The organism is Acinetobacter sp. 231_lipA, from assembly GCF_058243005.1.
Genome location: NZ_JBZAYU010000001.1, coordinates 2748668 through 2765215, shown reverse-complemented (window position 1 = coordinate 2765215; position 16548 = coordinate 2748668). Strand labels below are relative to the sequence as shown.

The following is a 16548-nucleotide window of genomic DNA, read 5'->3' as shown; positions in this document are numbered from 1 at the left end:
TTTATAGCCATACTGCGCTCAACTTCCCCAACAGTCATGAATCACAATATTTGACATCTTGTGCCATTGGAGTGAAATCTCATAATGCTAAACTGCGACGCATTAGTACTTTGACGTGCACCAATTTTAAGACCCTGTCCTTAAATATAAAAGCGCCAAGTCAATCTAAATCGACTCGTACAACTGGAAAACGGAATACTCTCATGGCGAATAAATTTGAATTCAACATTCGTGTCTATATTGAAGATACTGATGCAGGTGGCATTGTTTACCACGCCAATCATATTCGCTTTATGGAGCGTACCCGTACCGAGTGGTTACGTGCTTCTGGTGTAGATCATTACTGGCATCAAAAAGACTATAACTTCGTTGTACACAAAATTAATGTGAAATATTCACGTCCAATTTTAATGGATGATTTAATTACTGTTACAGCAAGTGTTGTTTCGTGTAAGGCTACGTCATTTGTGTTGCAACAAAATATTTATCGTGGTGAAATCATGCTTGCATCTGGTGAGGTCGAATTGGCATGTATCAGTTCAGAAATGAAACCACGTCGACTTCCCGATGAAATCCGCGAACTGATTCTAAAAGAATTAGGACAAGACTAAAAAAATTATTGGCACATGTAGTAACTATGGCAACTCAACTCGAATCATCTCTTCAAGTTTCAGATCTAATATTACAAGCAAGCCCAGTCGTACAACTGGTAATGCTGGCTTTACTTTTGGCCTCGCTGTTTAGCTGGTATCTGATTGCCAAGTTACACATGAGTTATAAAAAAGCACAGGCAGACGATGACCATTTCCAAAAAATTTTTTGGTCAGGTGCTGAACTGAATACGCTGTATAACAATGCGCAACTTAACTCCAAACGTGTCGGCCTTGAGGATATTTTTTATCAAGGTTTAGGCGAGTTTTTAAAACTAAAAAAACGCAATGCTGCTCCAGCACAAACCATTGAAGGCACAGAACGTATTTTACGCGTCGGTCTAAGTCGTGACCAAAGCCAACTTGAACAAGGCTTAGGTGCTTTGGCCAGCATTGGTTCTGTGGCCCCGTATGTTGGCTTATTTGGTACCGTTTGGGGCATCATGAATGCATTCATCGGTTTAGCAGACGTAGATCAAGTCACCCTTGCAACGGTTGCACCGGGTATTGCTGAAGCCCTCATTGCTACAGCGATTGGTTTATTTGCAGCGATTCCTGCGGTATTGGCATTTAACCATTACACAGGAAAAGGCGAAACGGTTTACTCCGATCGTGCTTTATTTGCAGAAGAAATGGTTGCGTTATTACAACGTCAGTCTTTGGGTGAAACTAAGGAACATGACTAATGGCAATTCAACGTTCAGGGCGCTTCGAGCGCATTAAGAAACCACTAAAAAGTGAGATGAACGTCGTCCCATATATTGACGTGATGCTCGTATTATTAGTGATTTTTATGGTCACCGCACCCATGATTACGAGCGGCATCAATGTCGATCTTCCTCAGGCCAATGGCAACCCCATTGAATCAAAAGATGCACCTGCAATGGTCAGCTTAGATAAAGAAGGTCGCTATTTTCTTAAATATAAAACACACAGTTCAGCTGAACCTTTGGCTTTATCTGAATTGACCTCTATTTTAAGTGAAGCACAGCAACAAGCTCAGGCTGAAAATAAAACTTTAACCGTTGTTGTGGAAGGTGAACAGTCACGCTCTTATGGCGAAGTCATGTCGCTCATGAACAGTCTACAAGAAGCGGGTCTCAGCCAAGTTGGATTACTCACAGAGCCATTAAAGTAATTTATGAAAGATTTTAAAAAGCCACCGTTTAAACAAAAAGCTATCGCGCTTGGATTTACCTTTGGTATCCATGTGATTGCTGTTGTTGGCTTACTTTATCTTGGTATGAGTAAACCACCAGAGCCACCGAAGCAAATTAGAACTGTGCTCATCAAACCTGAGGACTTAAAGCCTGTTACGCTTGAAGAAACAGAGTTTACTGAAACAGCACATGAAAATGTCGCCAAAGAAATCACACAAACTGCTCCGCCCGCTGTAGAGCCTGCACCTGTTATCCCAACCGCGCCACCTATAACACCCATTGTGCCAAAGGTCGACGCTCAAAAAGCAGCAGCGGATGCCAATGCTGCTGAAACGGCAGCGCGTAAAGCTGAATTACAGCAGCAGATTCAGGCACGTGCAAAGGCAGAAGCTGAAAAACTACAAGCTCAGCAAGAACGTGCTGCTACCCGTGCAGCGGAGCAAGCTAAAGATGCTGAGAAAGCCAAAGCAGATGCAGCGGCGACAGCCGAAGCAGACGCCAAACGCCGAGCAAACTTAGAAGCATTGAAAAAAGCAGAGGCAGTACAAAAAGCTAAGCTAGAGGCACAAAAGAAAGCGGATCTCGCTAAAAAGCAGAAGCAAGACGCTGATGCAAAGGCCAAAGCAGATGCAGATAAAGCCAAGGCTGCCGCTGATGCAAAACGTAAAGCCGATGCGGACAAAGCAAAAGCCGCCGCTGATGCAAAAGCCAAGGCAAATGCCGATGCTAAAGCTAAAGCAGATGCTGCGAAGACCAAAGCTGACGCTGATGCGAAACGTAAAGCTGATGCTGATAAAGCTAAGGCAAATGCTGACGCAAAAGCCAAAGCTGATGCCGAAAAAGCCAAAGCCGCTGCTGATGCCAAACGTAAAGCTGATGCCGAAGCCAAAGAGCGTGCGGCTGAAGAAGCACGTGCTTCATCTGCAAAACAAGCTGCCGAAGAAGCCGCGCAAAAGAAAGCTGAAGCCAAGCAAATTGCTTCAACGGCTAAGCGCGACTTTGAAAATAAAATTAAACGCGCTTGGGATACCCCAGCAGGCTCAAGTGGTAAGACCGCAACAGCGCGAGTGACCTTATCTGATAACGGTTCCGTACGTTCGGTGATTGTCAATTCAAGTGATCCTGACATGAAAGCCAGTGTTGAAGCTGCTGTTCGTTCTGCTGCCCCCTACCCAATGCCTTCAGATCCAGAAGCACGCCGGCAAGCACAAAGCTTTACCTCATCCTTTACTGCGAAATAATCCAAATCCCCTGAACAGTCAGGGGATTTTTTAGCCTAAAGCTCAGTACTTTTATATATTCAAATAACTTATTTTAAATACATTTAATCTGTATCCATGCTCAATAGTAATCGATGTGAAGTCTTTAATTTCAGTCGATATTTCACTCAATACAAGCGAGCCTCCACTCCCCCTTATCACACATATCTACCTATGCGTTTTTGCATTTACGCTTAAACGACTTAATTCTTACTCATTTTTCACAGTGTTATAACAGATCAGTCATAATTTCATGCTTTTAATATTAGAAAATCATGCCATTATGTAGAACAATTAAACCCACAATAAAAGCCGTTTGTTTGAGTAAATAACGAATGATGGAAATGACGCGTAAACACCTTCTTAGCCTAGCCATTTTAACTGCTTTCAGCCCAGTCTTAGTGACTCAAGCACATGCTCAGCTTCACTTAGAAATTGCAAAAGCACCTGAAGAAGCGCCTAAAATTGCAATCGTACCTTTTAGCAATGACAGCAGTCTCTATCCCATTATTGAAACGGATTTAAACCGCTCAGGGAAATTTACCAGCGCTTCAAAAAATTTACCTGCAACAGCCAGCATGAATAATCCGAACGCAGCCAACTGGCAAGCAGCAGGTGTTCCATATGTCGTTACAGGAACAGTAAAAACCACTGAAAATGGTAGCTACGAGGTTCATTACCAACTGTACGATGTCCAAAAACAACAATATCTTTTAAATGAATTATTAACTGTTCCAGCATCACGCGTTCGTTCTGCTGCACACATGATTAGTGATGCTATTTATCAAGCATTAACTGGTATTCCAGGAGACTTTAGCGGTCGTATTGCTTATGTGCTACGTAATCCTGCTACACCGGAACAACGCTATACACTACAAATCGCGGATACTGATGGTGAGCAACCACGTACAATTTTAACGTCACGCGATCCAATTTTATCGCCTGCTTGGACACCAGATGCCAAGAAAATTGCTTATGTTTCGTTTGAAACCAAACGCCCTGCAATTTATGTCCAAGACCTTTCCACAGGTGCTCGCGAAAAGCTTGCTAGCTTCCGTGGTCTAAATGGTGCACCAAGCTTCTCTCCTGACGGGAAAAGTATGTTGTTCACGGCTTCTATGCATGGCAATCCAGAAATTTACCAAATGAACTTGGAAACACGTCAACTGCAACGTATGACCAACGACAGCGCCATTGATACTGAAGCGCGTTATGCACCAGATGGTAAGTCATTTATCTTTACTTCTGACCGTGGCGGTTCTGCACAAATCTACCGTTATGACTTGGCAAATAGCAGTTATAACCGCCTGACCTTCCGTGGCGCATTCAATGCACGTGGTACGCTCAGTGCCGATGGCAAAAAGCTGGCACTGGTTCACCGTCCAAGTGGTAGTAACTATAAAGTCGCTATTCAAGATTTAAACTCAAGCGTCACTAATATTTTAACTCCAACCAGTTTAGATGAATCACCAAGTTTCTCACCAAATGGGCAGATGGTGGTCTATGCAACTCGTGAAGGTTCACGTGGTTTGTTGTCGATCATGTCACTGGATGGACGTTTCCGTATGAATTTACCAAGTGAACAAGGTGAAGTCCGTGAACCTGCTTGGGCACCCAAATAACTTTTTAATGACTAGTCATTTAATAATCATCAATTTTCATGGAGATGAAGAATGAAATCCATCAAGCTTTTAGCCCTTCCAATCTTAGCGACTGCTCTTGTAGTTACAGGATGTGCGAGCCGTAAACCTGCTGCAACAATTGAAGCGGGTCAAAACCCAAATGGTTCAACCACAGTCAATACTCAAGGTCTAAGTGAAGATGCTGCTTTAAATGCACAAAATCTTGCAGGTGCATCGGCAAAAGGCGTGACTGAAGCCAACAAAGCATTTTTAGCAAAACGCGTTGTGCATTTTGACTATGACAGTAGCGACCTCAGCAATAATGATTACCAAACGCTACAAGCACATGCGCAGTTCTTAATGGCAAATGCAAATTCGCGTGTGGCGTTAACAGGCCATACTGATGAGCGCGGTACACGTGAGTACAATATGGCATTGGGTGAACGTCGTGCCAAAGCGGTTGAAAGTTTCTTAATCACCACAGGTGTGAGTCCAAACCAACTTGAAGCCGTTAGTTATGGTAAAGAAATGCCAATCAATGCGGGCCATGACGAAAATGCATGGAAAGAAAACCGTCGCGTAGAAATTAACTACGAAGCAGTTCCACCACTTTTAAAATAATGCTGGCATCACAACTGAAATAAAAAAAGCGCTCCTTTCGATGAGCGCTTTTTTATGACTTAAACTTGTTCAGGCTTGGGATTTTCATCAGATTCTTCAACATGTTGCATAGATTCAATCATGTCATGTTTATTGAACTTTTTATACTCAGCTTTTGCTTCGTAGTCTTGCCACGCTTTTTTCACGCTATCGTCTGAAATATCATCTAAGTTAATCCCTTCGCTCGGCGTTGGAGTCGCATCAAATTTTTGCGTTGTCATTGTTGTGCTCCTATTTTTACCTGATATTCCTTCCATCAACATAGCACTTTCCACAAGACTTGCAAGGGTAAAATCGCAGCAAATAGTCGAGTTTAATTGTTCTTTTGTCTCGTTCTCGACTAAAATATAGCGCAATGTTGATTTTGTTACGTATTCAAGTTTTAGTGGAGTCCTCCCCCTTATGTCATATCTCAATCTGTCCCAATTTTTAGAACAACAAACGGGAAATCTTACGCCTGAATTGGCACAAGTAATTAGCACCATTGCTGCTACTTGCCAAACCATCGATCAAGCTTTACAAAAAGGTGCTTTAGCTGGTGTCTTAGGTAGCGCGCAGCATGAAAACGTGCAAGGTGAAGAACAGAAAAAACTGGATGTGATTTCAAATGATTATTTGATTGATGCTCTAAAAATCCACCCACAAGTTGGTGGTTTAGCGTCTGAAGAATTGGATGAATTCACACCAGCTCAAGAAAATGGCAAATATTTAGTTTTATTTGACCCCCTTGATGGTTCAAGCAACATCGACATTAATATGTGTGTGGGTACTATTTTCTCAATCTTGCCTGCAAAAAATGCAGTGACACAAGCTGAAGACTTTATGCAAGCGGGCAACCAACAAGTTGCTGCGGGTTATGTGCTTTATGGCCCATCAACCATGTTGGCATTAACAGTCGGTGCAGGCACAGTATTCTTTACCTTTGACCCAGAAACTCAACAATTCTTACTCACCTCTGAAAATATTCAAGTGGCAGCAGATACCAAAGAATATGCTATTAACTCTTCAAACCAACGCCACTGGGAAAACCCAGTAAAACGTTATATTGAAGAACTTCTCGCAGGTAAAACAGGTCCGCGTGAGAAAGACTTCAATATGCGTTGGGTTGCATGTATGGTGGGCGACATTCACCGCATTCTTTGCCGTAGCGGGATTTTCATGTATCCATACGACCTCAAAGATCCGAAAAAAGCAGGTCGCCTGCGTTTAATGTATGAAGCAAACCCTATGAGTATGCTAATTGAACAAGCTGGCGGTGCATCTACAACGGGTCGCGTTCGTATTTTAGACATCCAACCAACTGACCTACACCAACGTGTCCCTGTGATTATTGGTTCTAAAAACGAAGTCGATTTAGTGACTGGCTACCACAACTAATTTTTTAAATGCGCATAGCCATCTGACGCGTTATGCGCATGAGTCTTCTCCATGTCGATTATTTTCCTTGAATCAAAAGACAACCCAAAGATTAAACATCTCCGAGGTTTAATAGAGCAAAGCAGCTACCGTAAAAAGCAGGGTCAAACTGTGCTTGAAGGGACACACTTAGGCTTAGCTTGGGTTGAAAAAAAGAAGAAACTCAATTCTATTTTCACTACTGAAAATGCACTCGAACACCCTGATATTTGCGATATTCTAGATGAATATGAAGGTGCTGTTTTTGTCATTGCTGAAAGCCTATATCGTGACTTAAGCACATTAGGGACCACTTTGCCCTTCTTGGCAGTTGTAGACTTACCAAGTTCAAGCCAAAGTGTAGACTTTAGCTTGGATACATTGATTTTGGAAAACATTCAAGATCCAGGCAATGTAGGTACACTACTCCGCTCTGCTGCTGCAGCAGGTATTAAGCAAGTTATTTGTACCAAAGGTTCTGCTGCACTCTGGTCACCACGTGTATTACGCGCAGGCATGGGTGCACACTTCTCACTCAACACCTATGAAAACGTAGCCATCGAAGATGTACTCGAACGCTTTGAAATTCCAGTGTATGTGACCAGCTCACATCAGGCTGAAAGTTTATATCAAAAAGATTTAACACAAGCTTGTGTCTGGATCTTAGGCAATGAAGGCCAAGGAGTTTCTGACTTTGCTTTGGCACATGCTCAAGCACTGAGCATCCCACAGCCCGGTGGCCAAGAATCTCTCAATGTCGCTATTGCGGGTTCAATCTGCTTTTTTGAAATGGTACGACAACGACTTTAAAATCGTTAAGTTATATTAACTAAAGTCGGCTCAGCAGAAAAAATAGATTACACTAGAAAAAATAATTACTTGTGTTGTCAACCAAACCATTATTTCCAACGTTATAGGCACATGATTGAGGAAATAATGGTGGGTATCCGATGACAGGATTTTCCATCTCTATGGATTTAGCACCCAAACAGTCTAAAACGCAAGATTCTAGTACTCTTAAGAGTACCGCCGAGTCTCGCCTAAAAAACTTCATGCAAGAAGTGACTGGTCGTGCGTTAGTGATGATGGAAAGTGCCACCCAAAACCAGCAGGGTATCGCCATGGATTTGGTGCAAGAAGCCTTTATTTCATTACATAAATCTTATTCTGATCGATCTACGGAAGAATGGTATCCCCTGTTCTATACCATTTTAACCAATAAATTACAGGATTGGCGTCGTAAAGAAGCACGTCGAGCACAACCCTTTTCTTTCTTCAAAAAAGTCAGTCTTGATGATGACGATTTTGAAGTCAATGAGGTGGTCGATGAAAGAGCGCTGAATCCTTCAGACTTTTTAAGTCAAGCTGTCACTGCGGATGAAATTCAAGAAGCCATTGCTGGTCTTCCTGTTCGTCAACAGCAAGCATTTATGTTACGTGCATGGGAAGGTTTTGATACTGCAACCACTGCACAAATCATGAATTGTTCTGAAGGCAGCGTTAAAACTCATTACCACCGTGCGATTCAAGGCTTACGCAATGCTCTCGCACATTTGAATCCACATCTAGGAGGATCATCCGAATGAAAGATGATTTCTTAAAGCAAGTAACCTCCAAACTTGATGGGCTCGCGCAACACCACAAAAACAAACCCGTGGTGATGCAACATGTTCTTGATGACATTCAAGATCAAAAGTCCTCACGTTATGGCCTTTGGAAAATGTCAGGTTTTGCTTTAGCTGCGGCTATTGCTGGCTTTGTCGTACTTCCGAACTCTGTAACCCTTGATGAAAAACCACATAACCAAGTGGTTTCGACTCCTAAACTTTCACCTCAAATGGTTGAAGATTTAGAAATGTTATTGGTTTTAGGTGAGGACACTGTTCCACATGGCAGCTAAACGTGTCGCTTTCGCACTTTGCACGCTAGGTTTTTTACAAACCAGTTTTGCAGGTTTTGATCGTTTTTGGATTTTTTCCAAAGATGCAGATACCCAAGTGTCTGAAACATGGGAATCGTTGTCTGAAGAAGAACAGCGTGCGTTGATTCAACGTTACCAGTCACTAAAAGAACTGCCCGATGCGCAGAGTGCAGCCCTGCAACAACGTATGGACTGGTTTACTCAGTTACCTGAGCAAGAAAAGCAAAAAATGCGTGACACTTGGCAACAGATGAGCACCCAAGAACGACGTGATTTACGTGTACGCATGCAAAAAGCAGATGCAGATGAACGTGTGAATATTCGAAATGAATATATCAATAAATACATCCATAGCAACACTGCTACACATTAAGATGCCTAACCGAATATAAATACTATAGAAACGCTCATAAAAAAATGCCTCATGTGAGGCATTTTTTATGCTTACATTTATATTTTTCGTCGTTGTCTAAACCACGCTAATGACAACAATCCAAGCACCCCAAGGCCACCCATTGAGCCACCACCACCGCCACTCGCTTCCGTATTGGTATTTTTAGCGGTGTTCGTAAAATACATCATCGCAGATTTAGACTCTTCAGCCTCTGCATCATAGATCACATATTCAATTTCATAAGGGAATGGACTGAAATTATTGCGGACTTCAACTTCAATATTGCCGCCATAACATACATATTTTTCATATTCTCCCGGACAAGAACCTGTACGTTCTGGCTTAATATTAATGCCTGCATCCTGACGTACAATACGAATAGCAAGATCCTTTCCATTCGCATCACGGTGAAATGCTGGACGCTGATGTTCTGCCGCGACTGTACTAATTGGCCCGTCACCATCATCACTATCATTTGCAAGTGGATTTACATTGAGTTTTAAAGTGCCACCATAATTCAGGGTGTATTCATCCGTTTTGGCAATCGGTTGTATATTGCTAAACTCCGCTTTTAAAATCCCCGAAGAGATTGCCTGCGTCGCCTTACTCTTCACACTATATTGGCAATACACATATTCCGTGCTGGTTGTAGGCTTACCATCGGTGCGATAAATCATGATTTGTTTTAAATCATCCTTCCACTCACAGCGTAAAGTTGGATCCGCTCTGAGTTTTGAGGTATCCAGCACACCATCTTTGGCGCTGAGCACACCTATACCCAATACCTGAGTTTCTGTAATGGTATAATTCTCAGTGTTCATTTCTTTTAAAGCCGACGTTCCATCAGCAGTGTTGACCACGGCCTCATCTTGCAAGACAAACTGGAAGGGATCGACATAAATCGCCCGATATTTTTGATGTAGTTTAGTTGCCGCTAAAAGCTCTTTATAACGCTTTAACTCTTCATTAAACTCGATCAAAAAGTCTGGATTGGTGTTTTTATTGGCGATTAATTCTTCTAATTCCTTAATAGTATTTTCATACACTTGCAAACGCTCTGCCTGCGAGGTATTTTTCAAATCAGCAATATCCGCTGCCGCTAAACGACGTAATTCAACCGACCCAATATCGCAACTGTTGGCTTCCGCAGGTGCTAACATCAATGTTCCATCGACGATACGGTCTAGACCACGCTGGTCACTATCATTACAGCTCAATTTACTGTTGGTATCGAGTAAATCAACTCCACCACTATTCACTTTCGGGAAATACATTGGGCGGAATAAATTATATTTCGATGGCGAAGTTAAGGAACTGAGTAGACTCCCTATAGCCACATTTTTCACATCAATATTAGTATCTGTCGTACCATCGAGTATTCGTGCACTTGCTGCCAGTTCACACTGACTGTTCACCGTATCAAACGCATTGTAACCTGCTGTCACACCTGCATCATATTTGTCGGATAGTGTCTGAGAACCGACATAGCGGCATGATGTGTTTCCATTATATGCAAGTACATTGTAATACAACGACTTCGTACCGAAATCGTCATAATCCAAAACGCTCGCTGCACTGTTTTCTACAATAGTGTTATTTGACAATAAGAAATTACTTTCAAGACTCAGATTATGATCTCGAGTATTGACGGCATAAATAATGCTTCCATTTGTCGAATTTACTGTATTTTTTGCGATCGTATTATTCGCCATAGCAACTTTTGGGTTACCACAAAAATCGAATGTATTTAGATTCGATATCTGACCATTCGAAATAATACTATTCGCTCCAAACTCTATATTGGTTTTTACATCCAACAGCCCTGCATAGCATTGCATTGCAAGAACACTACCCACAGTCGCTTGGTTGCCTTGTAATACACTATTATTTACAGTCACCTGATGCTCACCAGGACCAACAAGATAGAGTGCTCCACCTTTTTTATCTGACTTTGAGTTTAGAATTTGTGCATTATTTAAGGTTAATGCTCCACCGACCAATAAAGCACCGCCTTCATCTACCGAATAACCATTTTCTAAAATGACATTCTCTAGCGTCAAACTGGTCTTGGTAATGGTATTAAATAAACGTGACTTTCCACCCCCATCAATCCGTGAAGTCAATTCACCTAGGGCAGGATACTTAAAAGTGATGGGATTTTTCTCACGATCTAAATAAGGGCTTTTCCCAAAAACCACCACTTTAGACTCGGGAACAATTTCCTTACTCAGTTTATACGTCCCAGCTTCTAACTGAATATAATCGGTTTGACCTGAACCCGTATTCCCAGCACTACAGCCCCCATAAGCCTTGTTTAAGCTGGCTGTTTTGATTGCCTCACGGAGTGAACATTGATTCATGTTCACATTATCTTCATCATCAAATGTGTTGACAAGAATTGTTCTATCTTCTGCAGCCATTAATGTCATAGCAGCTACAACCATGACACCCAATAGTCCTTTTTTAAAGTGTTTCATGTTCGCCCTTTTCTTTTTATTTTCGACGCATCAAAATTAAAGCAAATAACCCCAGTAAGCTCAGAATACCTGTGCTTCCCCCAGAGGTTTTAATTTTGTCACTTTCCATATGATTTTGCGGTTCCTGTACAATTTGTACATTCACTTCAATGAACGGAACATGCTCATCAAAGCGTGTTGTGGTTGTGACCAACTGTAACCTGAAAATATCAGCACCATGCCATGCTCCATTTGGCGTGTAAGTAATATTTCCTAGTTCATCAATCACCACTTTGCCTTTCGATACCGTTTGAGTCTGCTGCACCCGCATACAACCCGGCTGCCATTCTTCACCATTTGGTGCTTTAGCTAATTTGAATAAACTTGCACATTCGGTTTTGGACAGTAGATCACTATCGCCTAGCAGATCTGCAACAGAAAGTTTAGCTACTTGCCCCGCAATCAGATCTTCACCAATTAAACTAATCGTGGTTGGGACTTCAATCTCAATTGCACCACGGTCACAAAAGGTATTGTTCGTATTTCGATTCACACCGCGTTGATCTGAATTTTCACAACCAATTAAAGAATCTGTTGTGTTTACAACCACTTTCCCCTTATTCACAATTGGAGAATCTAACCAATGTGTCTGACTCATTAAAATGCGTGGACGGATATAGCCTAAAAATTTTTGGTTGGGAACAATATAAGGACACAATAAACTGTCAGCATCTGCAGACATGGTTTTACACTCACCCACCACATCGCTGCCTGCAATCAAGGCGCCAGACCAAAACTCATTCGGATAATAGCTCGCTCCACTGCCACAGTCAGTTTGTGTAACTAAGTTGTTCTGAAGGACTGCTTTACTTAAATCCCCAGCACAGTTTTTTGAGATAGTATTTTCGCTATTTCCTAAAACGATACTATTGGCCAGATAAGCCAAGTTTGTAGATGGATTGAAATAAATCCCTTTACTGTTCCCCACCACCGTTAAGTTATTCAAAGCCATGCCATCTCGAACATTGACGACATAACCTGTATTTTTCACAAAGGTGCTACTGACCAGACGTGATGCTAAACTGGATAAGGTTATATCTTCTTTAACCGCTGCATTATTGACAGAGTAAATATTGGCACTGCTTGCATCTGTTGTTTTATTTTCTTTGAAAACTGAATTATAAATCCGAAAAGAAGGCGCCTCCCCATACAAAATAGCACCTTGTACCGCTTGGTTTTGTTCAACCAGAGTAGCGCGAATTTCGACTAGACTACGACTGGTACCATCTTCAAGCAAGGTTGCGACATTGTAAATCGCCCCCCCTTGCCCTGCAAAACCACCTGTTAATTTGACGTACTCAAGACCTAAATATTCATTGTTATAAATTAAACCACCTTGATTCACACCGCAGTCTTTCGCACAGCCCTGTAGAGTAACCTCTTTTACTAACACACGAATTAAAGCATTCTCAGCATTATCAACCCTTAATAAATTGTCAGAACCATTCATTTTTAAGATGGCATTACTTAAACCCTGAACAGTTTCTTCCCCCACAGAACTGTCATAACTTGTTCTGAGTGTTAAATCTTTTTTGATCGCAAGATGGGTATTTAGCAAATAGGTTTTATTTTTCTCAAGCATGACGGTGGAAATCGCATCTTTGCCCCCGCAGCCATAATAACCCGCCTCAGGCATACCTTGATTAATATAGTCGATAGCTTCGCGAAGTGAACATTCCGTGTCATTTTTGACAATATCGTCAGTGATGGTCACCTTAATATTGTCCGAATAGGCATGACTCGCCACCAATAGCGTAGCTACACCTATGCTCTTCTTGAGCATAACGATCTCCTTGCTTTTATTTTATCTTTTCTTTTTATTCTTAGATTGCAAAATCCCTGCAATATCTAACAATTTTTCGTACTCTGTCACAGCTCGGACAATTTCTCAAGTAATATAGGACTTACGCACTATTATTTATAGATTCTCTGTGGTAGCAGATGATTTTTATCGAGAATAAAGTCATCAATGAAGTTTTTGATAACTGGTCTAAATAATTTCTTCTGCCAACGATATACATTTTCAAAGATCCGCTCAAACTGGTTCTTTTGTATCTCGACGTAGGCCATCAAGGCTGAAAAAATATGATTCAAAATCAGTTTAGATCGTCTTACTTGAAACTTTTCAATATGACAAACCTGTTTAATCACCCGGTGATATTGCTCTATTTTCCAATGACTTGAATGTAATTCATGAAAACCCTCAAAGGACAATAAATCATCTTCATCTTGATGCACAATATAAAACCTCTGCTGTTCTTTTAACTGAGTCTTAAATAATTGTACAAAGCCAAAATCTTTGAGCCAGACCACTTGACCCTGATGGAAATTTGGCAATAAACGCAGTTGAAACCATTGTCCTTTTTCTGGGGAAACCTTACGGTTACAGTCGATACCAAACATAAATCGAATACCATATTTTCTTATGGTTTTTAGATTTCCAGTCGATGAATACCAACTATCACCTGTAATAAATTGAATCTTTGCACCCCAACTGAGTACTTCACTTAACATATCCATAAAGTAATCATTCTTGGTTTTACTTTCAGATTTGTCATAAATTCGGAAATTAATTGGAATATTTTGACCATTCTGATCTGTCGCATACAAGGTAATGAGATTAATACCCTTGACGGATCGGTGGTGTTTGCCTGACCAAAAATAGCTAACCAAGTCCATATGTTGACTATAGGGTTTATCTAAAACAGTATCATCAATACTGACTATAAGTTTATTATTATCAATATGTTGAATTGCTTCTTGATATAGGTCGTGAGGTGTGTAGTCTTCACGTTCTAGAAAGCGATTTACACTATCATGCGAGATGTTATAAGTCTCGGCAAGTTGTGTGCAGCTAATAGAGTTCGGTTCTGTCATGAGAAAGCCCATATAAATGGGTAATGTACAAGTTGCTGTAGAAGCATGTTTAATTCGTCTGATCACAGATACTTTATAAAGTATTTTAATACTTTTTTGAATCCGTCAATGCGTAAGTCCTATAATATTATGATTTACCGATATTCGTCAATTAGCGCATAAATTTGTCTGAGGTTTGCATTACTCAGTTTGGTTTTCTCACCTTTAAGCAGTTGAATCAGTTGTTCTAAACTTTGCAATAACACCGAGGTTTGATGTGGCCCATGCGAGAGTAAATAATCAATAATCTGTTGATCAATATGAATCCCACGACGCGATAAAACCGACATCACCAGTGTAGAACGATCGGCATACAAACTTCCGTTTGGTACTTTCACACTTACAGCCTGCGTCAGGCGAGATTGTAAATCGGGTAGTTCAAGTTTTAATTCAATCGGCGCAACACGAGAAGAGAACACCAACTGCCCGCCTTCTTCATTATTGTAGTTGATCAGGTGAAAAACCGCTTTCTGCCAATGCGGCACACCACTTATGGCTTCAATGTCATCTAAAGCGACAAGGTCAAAACGCTCTAAAGAGGTAATTGCTTCAGTTGGCGCATCCAGCAACTCAAGTAATGAAACTTGAATCGCTGTTTTACCTACATCTAAATAAGAATCACAAATTGCTGAAAGTAAATGGCTTTTTCCAGAACCCGCACCACCATAAACATAAAAACGATTCATTAAACCTGCATGTAACTGACGAATCGCATCGATAACAGGCCCCCATCCCGGCCCAGAAAAATCACTGATTCGGGCATCGAGTTGGGGTTCAATATCTAGTTGCAATTGACGCATGCTGGTTTGTATATCCTAAAGTTCTTTATGGTCTATCTGATCAATCTTACTTGAATTTTCAGATGCTTGCTGAGCTTTTACCGTTTGATTTTTTAGTTCAATATCAACATCGACTTCATCTGTTTCAATCGTAATTGAACCCGCTGATGAATCTTGCACAACATAAGTAGATGTACTATACATTGGGCTGTTTTCATAAAACTCACGTGCATGTCTTAATAAGACCACAATCACAGCAGCGACAGGCAATGCAATTAACATTCCTAAAATACCGCCCAATTGTGCACCAGCCAGCACTGCAAATACCACAGCAACTGGAGACAAGCCAATTTTATCGCCCAACAAGAACGGTTGTAGGATATAACCTTCCACTGCCTGACCAATCATAAAGACCACGCCAACCAAGAGTAATTGCATCCAATCAATACCAAACTGGAATAAACTTGCAATCACTGCGGCAATAATCCCGACAGCAAAACCTAAGTAAGGAATGATACTGCACAGCCCAGCCACCATCCCAATAATCAAACCTACTTCAAGTCCAATTAACTGTAAGCCCATTGCATAGACCACGCCCAAGAGCACCATGACCAAGAACTGACCTTTGACAAAAGCACCAAGTACACTATGACATTCTTTAACAATGACTAAGGTCTGTTCTTCATATCGCCGTGGAATAAGACGACGGAAACTGTCCAGCATGCGATCCCAATCCAACAAGAAATAGAATGCAATAATTGGGATCAGTACAACCGTACCACCAATCTGAATGAAGTTCAGTCCAGACTGAGCCAATTTGGCAATCATAGCCTGAATACTGTCAGCACTATAGTTGGTCTGTACATATTCCATAATCGCAGCTGAAATCTGGTCAACATCTAATTCCATTGGGACCAAATTAAAACTGTCAGATAACCAAGGGAGGAATTTATAATTTGCCCAATGTATACCTGAAGGAATGCTGTTCTTTGCATACATCAACTGTTCCCACACCAGTGGAACCAAATACCAAAATGCCAATGTAATGACAACACCAATACCGATAAAAACAGCACTAATAGATAACCAACGTGGTAAGCCAATTTTATGCAGTTTATCGACCAGTGGACTAAACAGATAAGCGACTAAAAATGCACCAATAAAAGGTAAAACAACAGGCTTGAGTAGATACAACACCCAGAGTATGAGCGCGATTCCTGCCAAAATAAAAATACGTTTAAGTGTACGATCTTGCATGCAATCTCGCCTTTGTCAG

The 16548-nt window shown here is 41.2% G+C and carries 17 protein-coding genes; 11 read left to right on the top strand and 6 right to left on the bottom strand.

All coding sequences use genetic code 11. The annotated features are described in order from the left end of the window. Positions 1–203 precede the first annotated feature (203 nt). From ybgC to pal, 6 genes are all read left to right on the top strand, one after another. On the top strand, positions 204–611 hold the full coding sequence (gene ybgC / locus AC4CUX_RS13540; RefSeq protein ID WP_004693869.1) for a tol-pal system-associated acyl-CoA thioesterase: 408 nt from the start codon (positions 204–206) through the stop codon (positions 609–611). A gap of 26 nt (positions 612–637) precedes the next feature. After that, a complete protein-coding gene (gene tolQ, locus AC4CUX_RS13535) occupies positions 638–1336 on the top strand; it encodes a protein TolQ (RefSeq protein ID WP_004693871.1) in 699 nt (232 codons plus the stop codon). Next, positions 1336–1788, top strand: coding sequence for a protein TolR (gene tolR / locus AC4CUX_RS13530; RefSeq protein ID WP_004693872.1), 453 nt, complete (start codon positions 1336–1338; stop codon positions 1786–1788). The genes tolQ and tolR overlap by 1 nt, the downstream gene beginning before the upstream one ends. A 3-nt stretch (positions 1789–1791) precedes the next feature. Next, complete coding sequence (gene tolA / locus AC4CUX_RS13525) at positions 1792–3051, top strand: cell envelope integrity protein TolA (RefSeq protein ID WP_201950873.1); 1260 nt, start codon at positions 1792–1794, stop codon at positions 3049–3051. Between the two features lie 356 nt (positions 3052–3407). Beyond that, entirely contained in the window at positions 3408–4691 is a 1284-nt protein-coding gene (gene tolB, locus AC4CUX_RS13520; protein WP_005399723.1) for a Tol-Pal system beta propeller repeat protein TolB, read from the top strand. Between the two features lie 51 nt (positions 4692–4742). Then, positions 4743–5312 carry a peptidoglycan-associated lipoprotein Pal gene (pal, locus tag AC4CUX_RS13515; protein ID WP_201950871.1) on the top strand — a complete coding sequence of 190 codons (570 nt, stop codon included), beginning with the start codon at positions 4743–4745 and terminating at the stop codon, positions 5310–5312. 59 nt (positions 5313–5371) lie between these two features. Here the strand turns inward: pal and AC4CUX_RS13510 are convergent, their stop codons facing one another. Beyond that, positions 5372–5572 carry an NF038105 family protein gene (locus tag AC4CUX_RS13510; RefSeq protein WP_262469850.1) on the bottom strand — a complete coding sequence of 67 codons (201 nt, stop codon included), beginning with the start codon at positions 5570–5572 and terminating at the stop codon, positions 5372–5374. A 181-nt stretch (positions 5573–5753) separates the two neighbouring features. Here AC4CUX_RS13510 and AC4CUX_RS13505 point away from each other — a divergent pair, with 181 nt between their 5' ends. The 5 genes from AC4CUX_RS13505 (at position 5754) to AC4CUX_RS13485 (ending at position 9040) form a co-directional block, all read left to right on the top strand. Next, the gene (locus tag AC4CUX_RS13505) at positions 5754–6728 is read left to right on the top strand and encodes a class 1 fructose-bisphosphatase (protein WP_259233518.1); all 975 of its coding nucleotides are present in this window, start codon (positions 5754–5756) and stop codon (positions 6726–6728) included. 51 nt (positions 6729–6779) lie between these two features. Next, a complete protein-coding gene (locus AC4CUX_RS13500) occupies positions 6780–7556 on the top strand; it encodes a TrmH family RNA methyltransferase (RefSeq protein WP_004693884.1) in 777 nt (258 codons plus the stop codon). Positions 7557–7717: 161 nt separating this feature from the next. Continuing rightward, entirely contained in the window at positions 7718–8332 is a 615-nt protein-coding gene (locus tag AC4CUX_RS13495; RefSeq protein WP_004693886.1) for an RNA polymerase sigma factor, read from the top strand. After that, on the top strand, positions 8329–8646 hold the full coding sequence (locus tag AC4CUX_RS13490) for a hypothetical protein (protein WP_004693889.1): 318 nt from the start codon (positions 8329–8331) through the stop codon (positions 8644–8646). The genes AC4CUX_RS13495 and AC4CUX_RS13490 overlap by 4 nt, the downstream gene beginning before the upstream one ends. After that, positions 8636–9040, top strand: coding sequence for a DUF3106 domain-containing protein (locus AC4CUX_RS13485; RefSeq protein ID WP_010326404.1), 405 nt, complete (start codon positions 8636–8638; stop codon positions 9038–9040). The genes AC4CUX_RS13490 and AC4CUX_RS13485 overlap by 11 nt, the downstream gene beginning before the upstream one ends. 77 nt (positions 9041–9117) lie before the next feature. On the opposite strand, the gene AC4CUX_RS13480 is transcribed toward AC4CUX_RS13485, so the two are convergent. The 5 genes from AC4CUX_RS13480 to cxpE all read right to left on the bottom strand — a co-directional run bounded on the left by AC4CUX_RS13480 (position 9118) and on the right by cxpE (position 16529). Then, on the bottom strand, positions 9118–11538 hold the full coding sequence (locus AC4CUX_RS13480) for a CSLREA domain-containing protein (protein ID WP_195728870.1): 2421 nt from the start codon (positions 11536–11538) through the stop codon (positions 9118–9120). Between the two features lie 16 nt (positions 11539–11554). Beyond that, the gene (gene rbtA / locus AC4CUX_RS13475) at positions 11555–13360 is read right to left on the bottom strand and encodes a rhombotarget A (protein WP_151836595.1); all 1806 of its coding nucleotides are present in this window, start codon (positions 13358–13360) and stop codon (positions 11555–11557) included. A gap of 131 nt (positions 13361–13491) precedes the next feature. Next, positions 13492–14520 carry an IS701 family transposase gene (locus AC4CUX_RS13470; RefSeq protein WP_007116247.1) on the bottom strand — a complete coding sequence of 343 codons (1029 nt, stop codon included), beginning with the start codon at positions 14518–14520 and terminating at the stop codon, positions 13492–13494. A 68-nt stretch (positions 14521–14588) separates the two neighbouring features. Then, positions 14589–15293: a DnaA regulatory inactivator Hda gene (hda, locus tag AC4CUX_RS13465; protein WP_004693897.1), complete on the bottom strand. Its 705-nt coding sequence runs from the start codon at positions 15291–15293 to the stop codon at positions 14589–14591. 15 nt (positions 15294–15308) lie between these two features. Then, positions 15309–16529, bottom strand: a complete 1221-nt coding sequence (cxpE, locus tag AC4CUX_RS13460; protein WP_114837636.1) for a chloramphenicol efflux transporter CxpE — start codon at positions 16527–16529, stop codon at positions 15309–15311. Positions 16530–16548 lie beyond the last annotated feature (19 nt).

Excerpts from the sequence above, each read along its gene's own strand:
- ybgC (WP_004693869.1), top strand. The coding sequence starts at position 204 with ATGGCGAATAAATTTGAATTCAACATTCGTGTCTATATTGAAGATACT.
- tolQ (WP_004693871.1), top strand. The coding sequence starts at position 638 with ATGGCAACTCAACTCGAATCATCTCTTCAAGTTTCAGATCTAATATTA.
- tolR (WP_004693872.1), top strand. The coding sequence starts at position 1,336 with ATGGCAATTCAACGTTCAGGGCGCTTCGAGCGCATTAAGAAACCACTA.
- tolA (WP_201950873.1), top strand. The coding sequence starts at position 1,792 with ATGAAAGATTTTAAAAAGCCACCGTTTAAACAAAAAGCTATCGCGCTT.
- tolB (WP_005399723.1), top strand. The coding sequence starts at position 3,408 with ATGGAAATGACGCGTAAACACCTTCTTAGCCTAGCCATTTTAACTGCT.
- pal (WP_201950871.1), top strand. The coding sequence starts at position 4,743 with ATGAAATCCATCAAGCTTTTAGCCCTTCCAATCTTAGCGACTGCTCTT.
- AC4CUX_RS13510 (WP_262469850.1), bottom strand. The coding sequence starts at position 5,572 with ATGACAACGCAAAAATTTGATGCGACTCCAACGCCGAGCGAAGGGATT.
- AC4CUX_RS13505 (WP_259233518.1), top strand. The coding sequence starts at position 5,754 with ATGTCATATCTCAATCTGTCCCAATTTTTAGAACAACAAACGGGAAAT.
- AC4CUX_RS13500 (WP_004693884.1), top strand. The coding sequence starts at position 6,780 with ATGTCGATTATTTTCCTTGAATCAAAAGACAACCCAAAGATTAAACAT.
- AC4CUX_RS13495 (WP_004693886.1), top strand. The coding sequence starts at position 7,718 with ATGGATTTAGCACCCAAACAGTCTAAAACGCAAGATTCTAGTACTCTT.
- AC4CUX_RS13490 (WP_004693889.1), top strand. The coding sequence starts at position 8,329 with ATGAAAGATGATTTCTTAAAGCAAGTAACCTCCAAACTTGATGGGCTC.
- AC4CUX_RS13485 (WP_010326404.1), top strand. The coding sequence starts at position 8,636 with ATGGCAGCTAAACGTGTCGCTTTCGCACTTTGCACGCTAGGTTTTTTA.
- AC4CUX_RS13480 (WP_195728870.1), bottom strand. The coding sequence starts at position 11,538 with ATGAAACACTTTAAAAAAGGACTATTGGGTGTCATGGTTGTAGCTGCT.
- rbtA (WP_151836595.1), bottom strand. The coding sequence starts at position 13,360 with ATGCTCAAGAAGAGCATAGGTGTAGCTACGCTATTGGTGGCGAGTCAT.
- hda (WP_004693897.1), bottom strand. The coding sequence starts at position 15,293 with ATGCGTCAATTGCAACTAGATATTGAACCCCAACTCGATGCCCGAATC.
- cxpE (WP_114837636.1), bottom strand. The coding sequence starts at position 16,529 with ATGCAAGATCGTACACTTAAACGTATTTTTATTTTGGCAGGAATCGCG.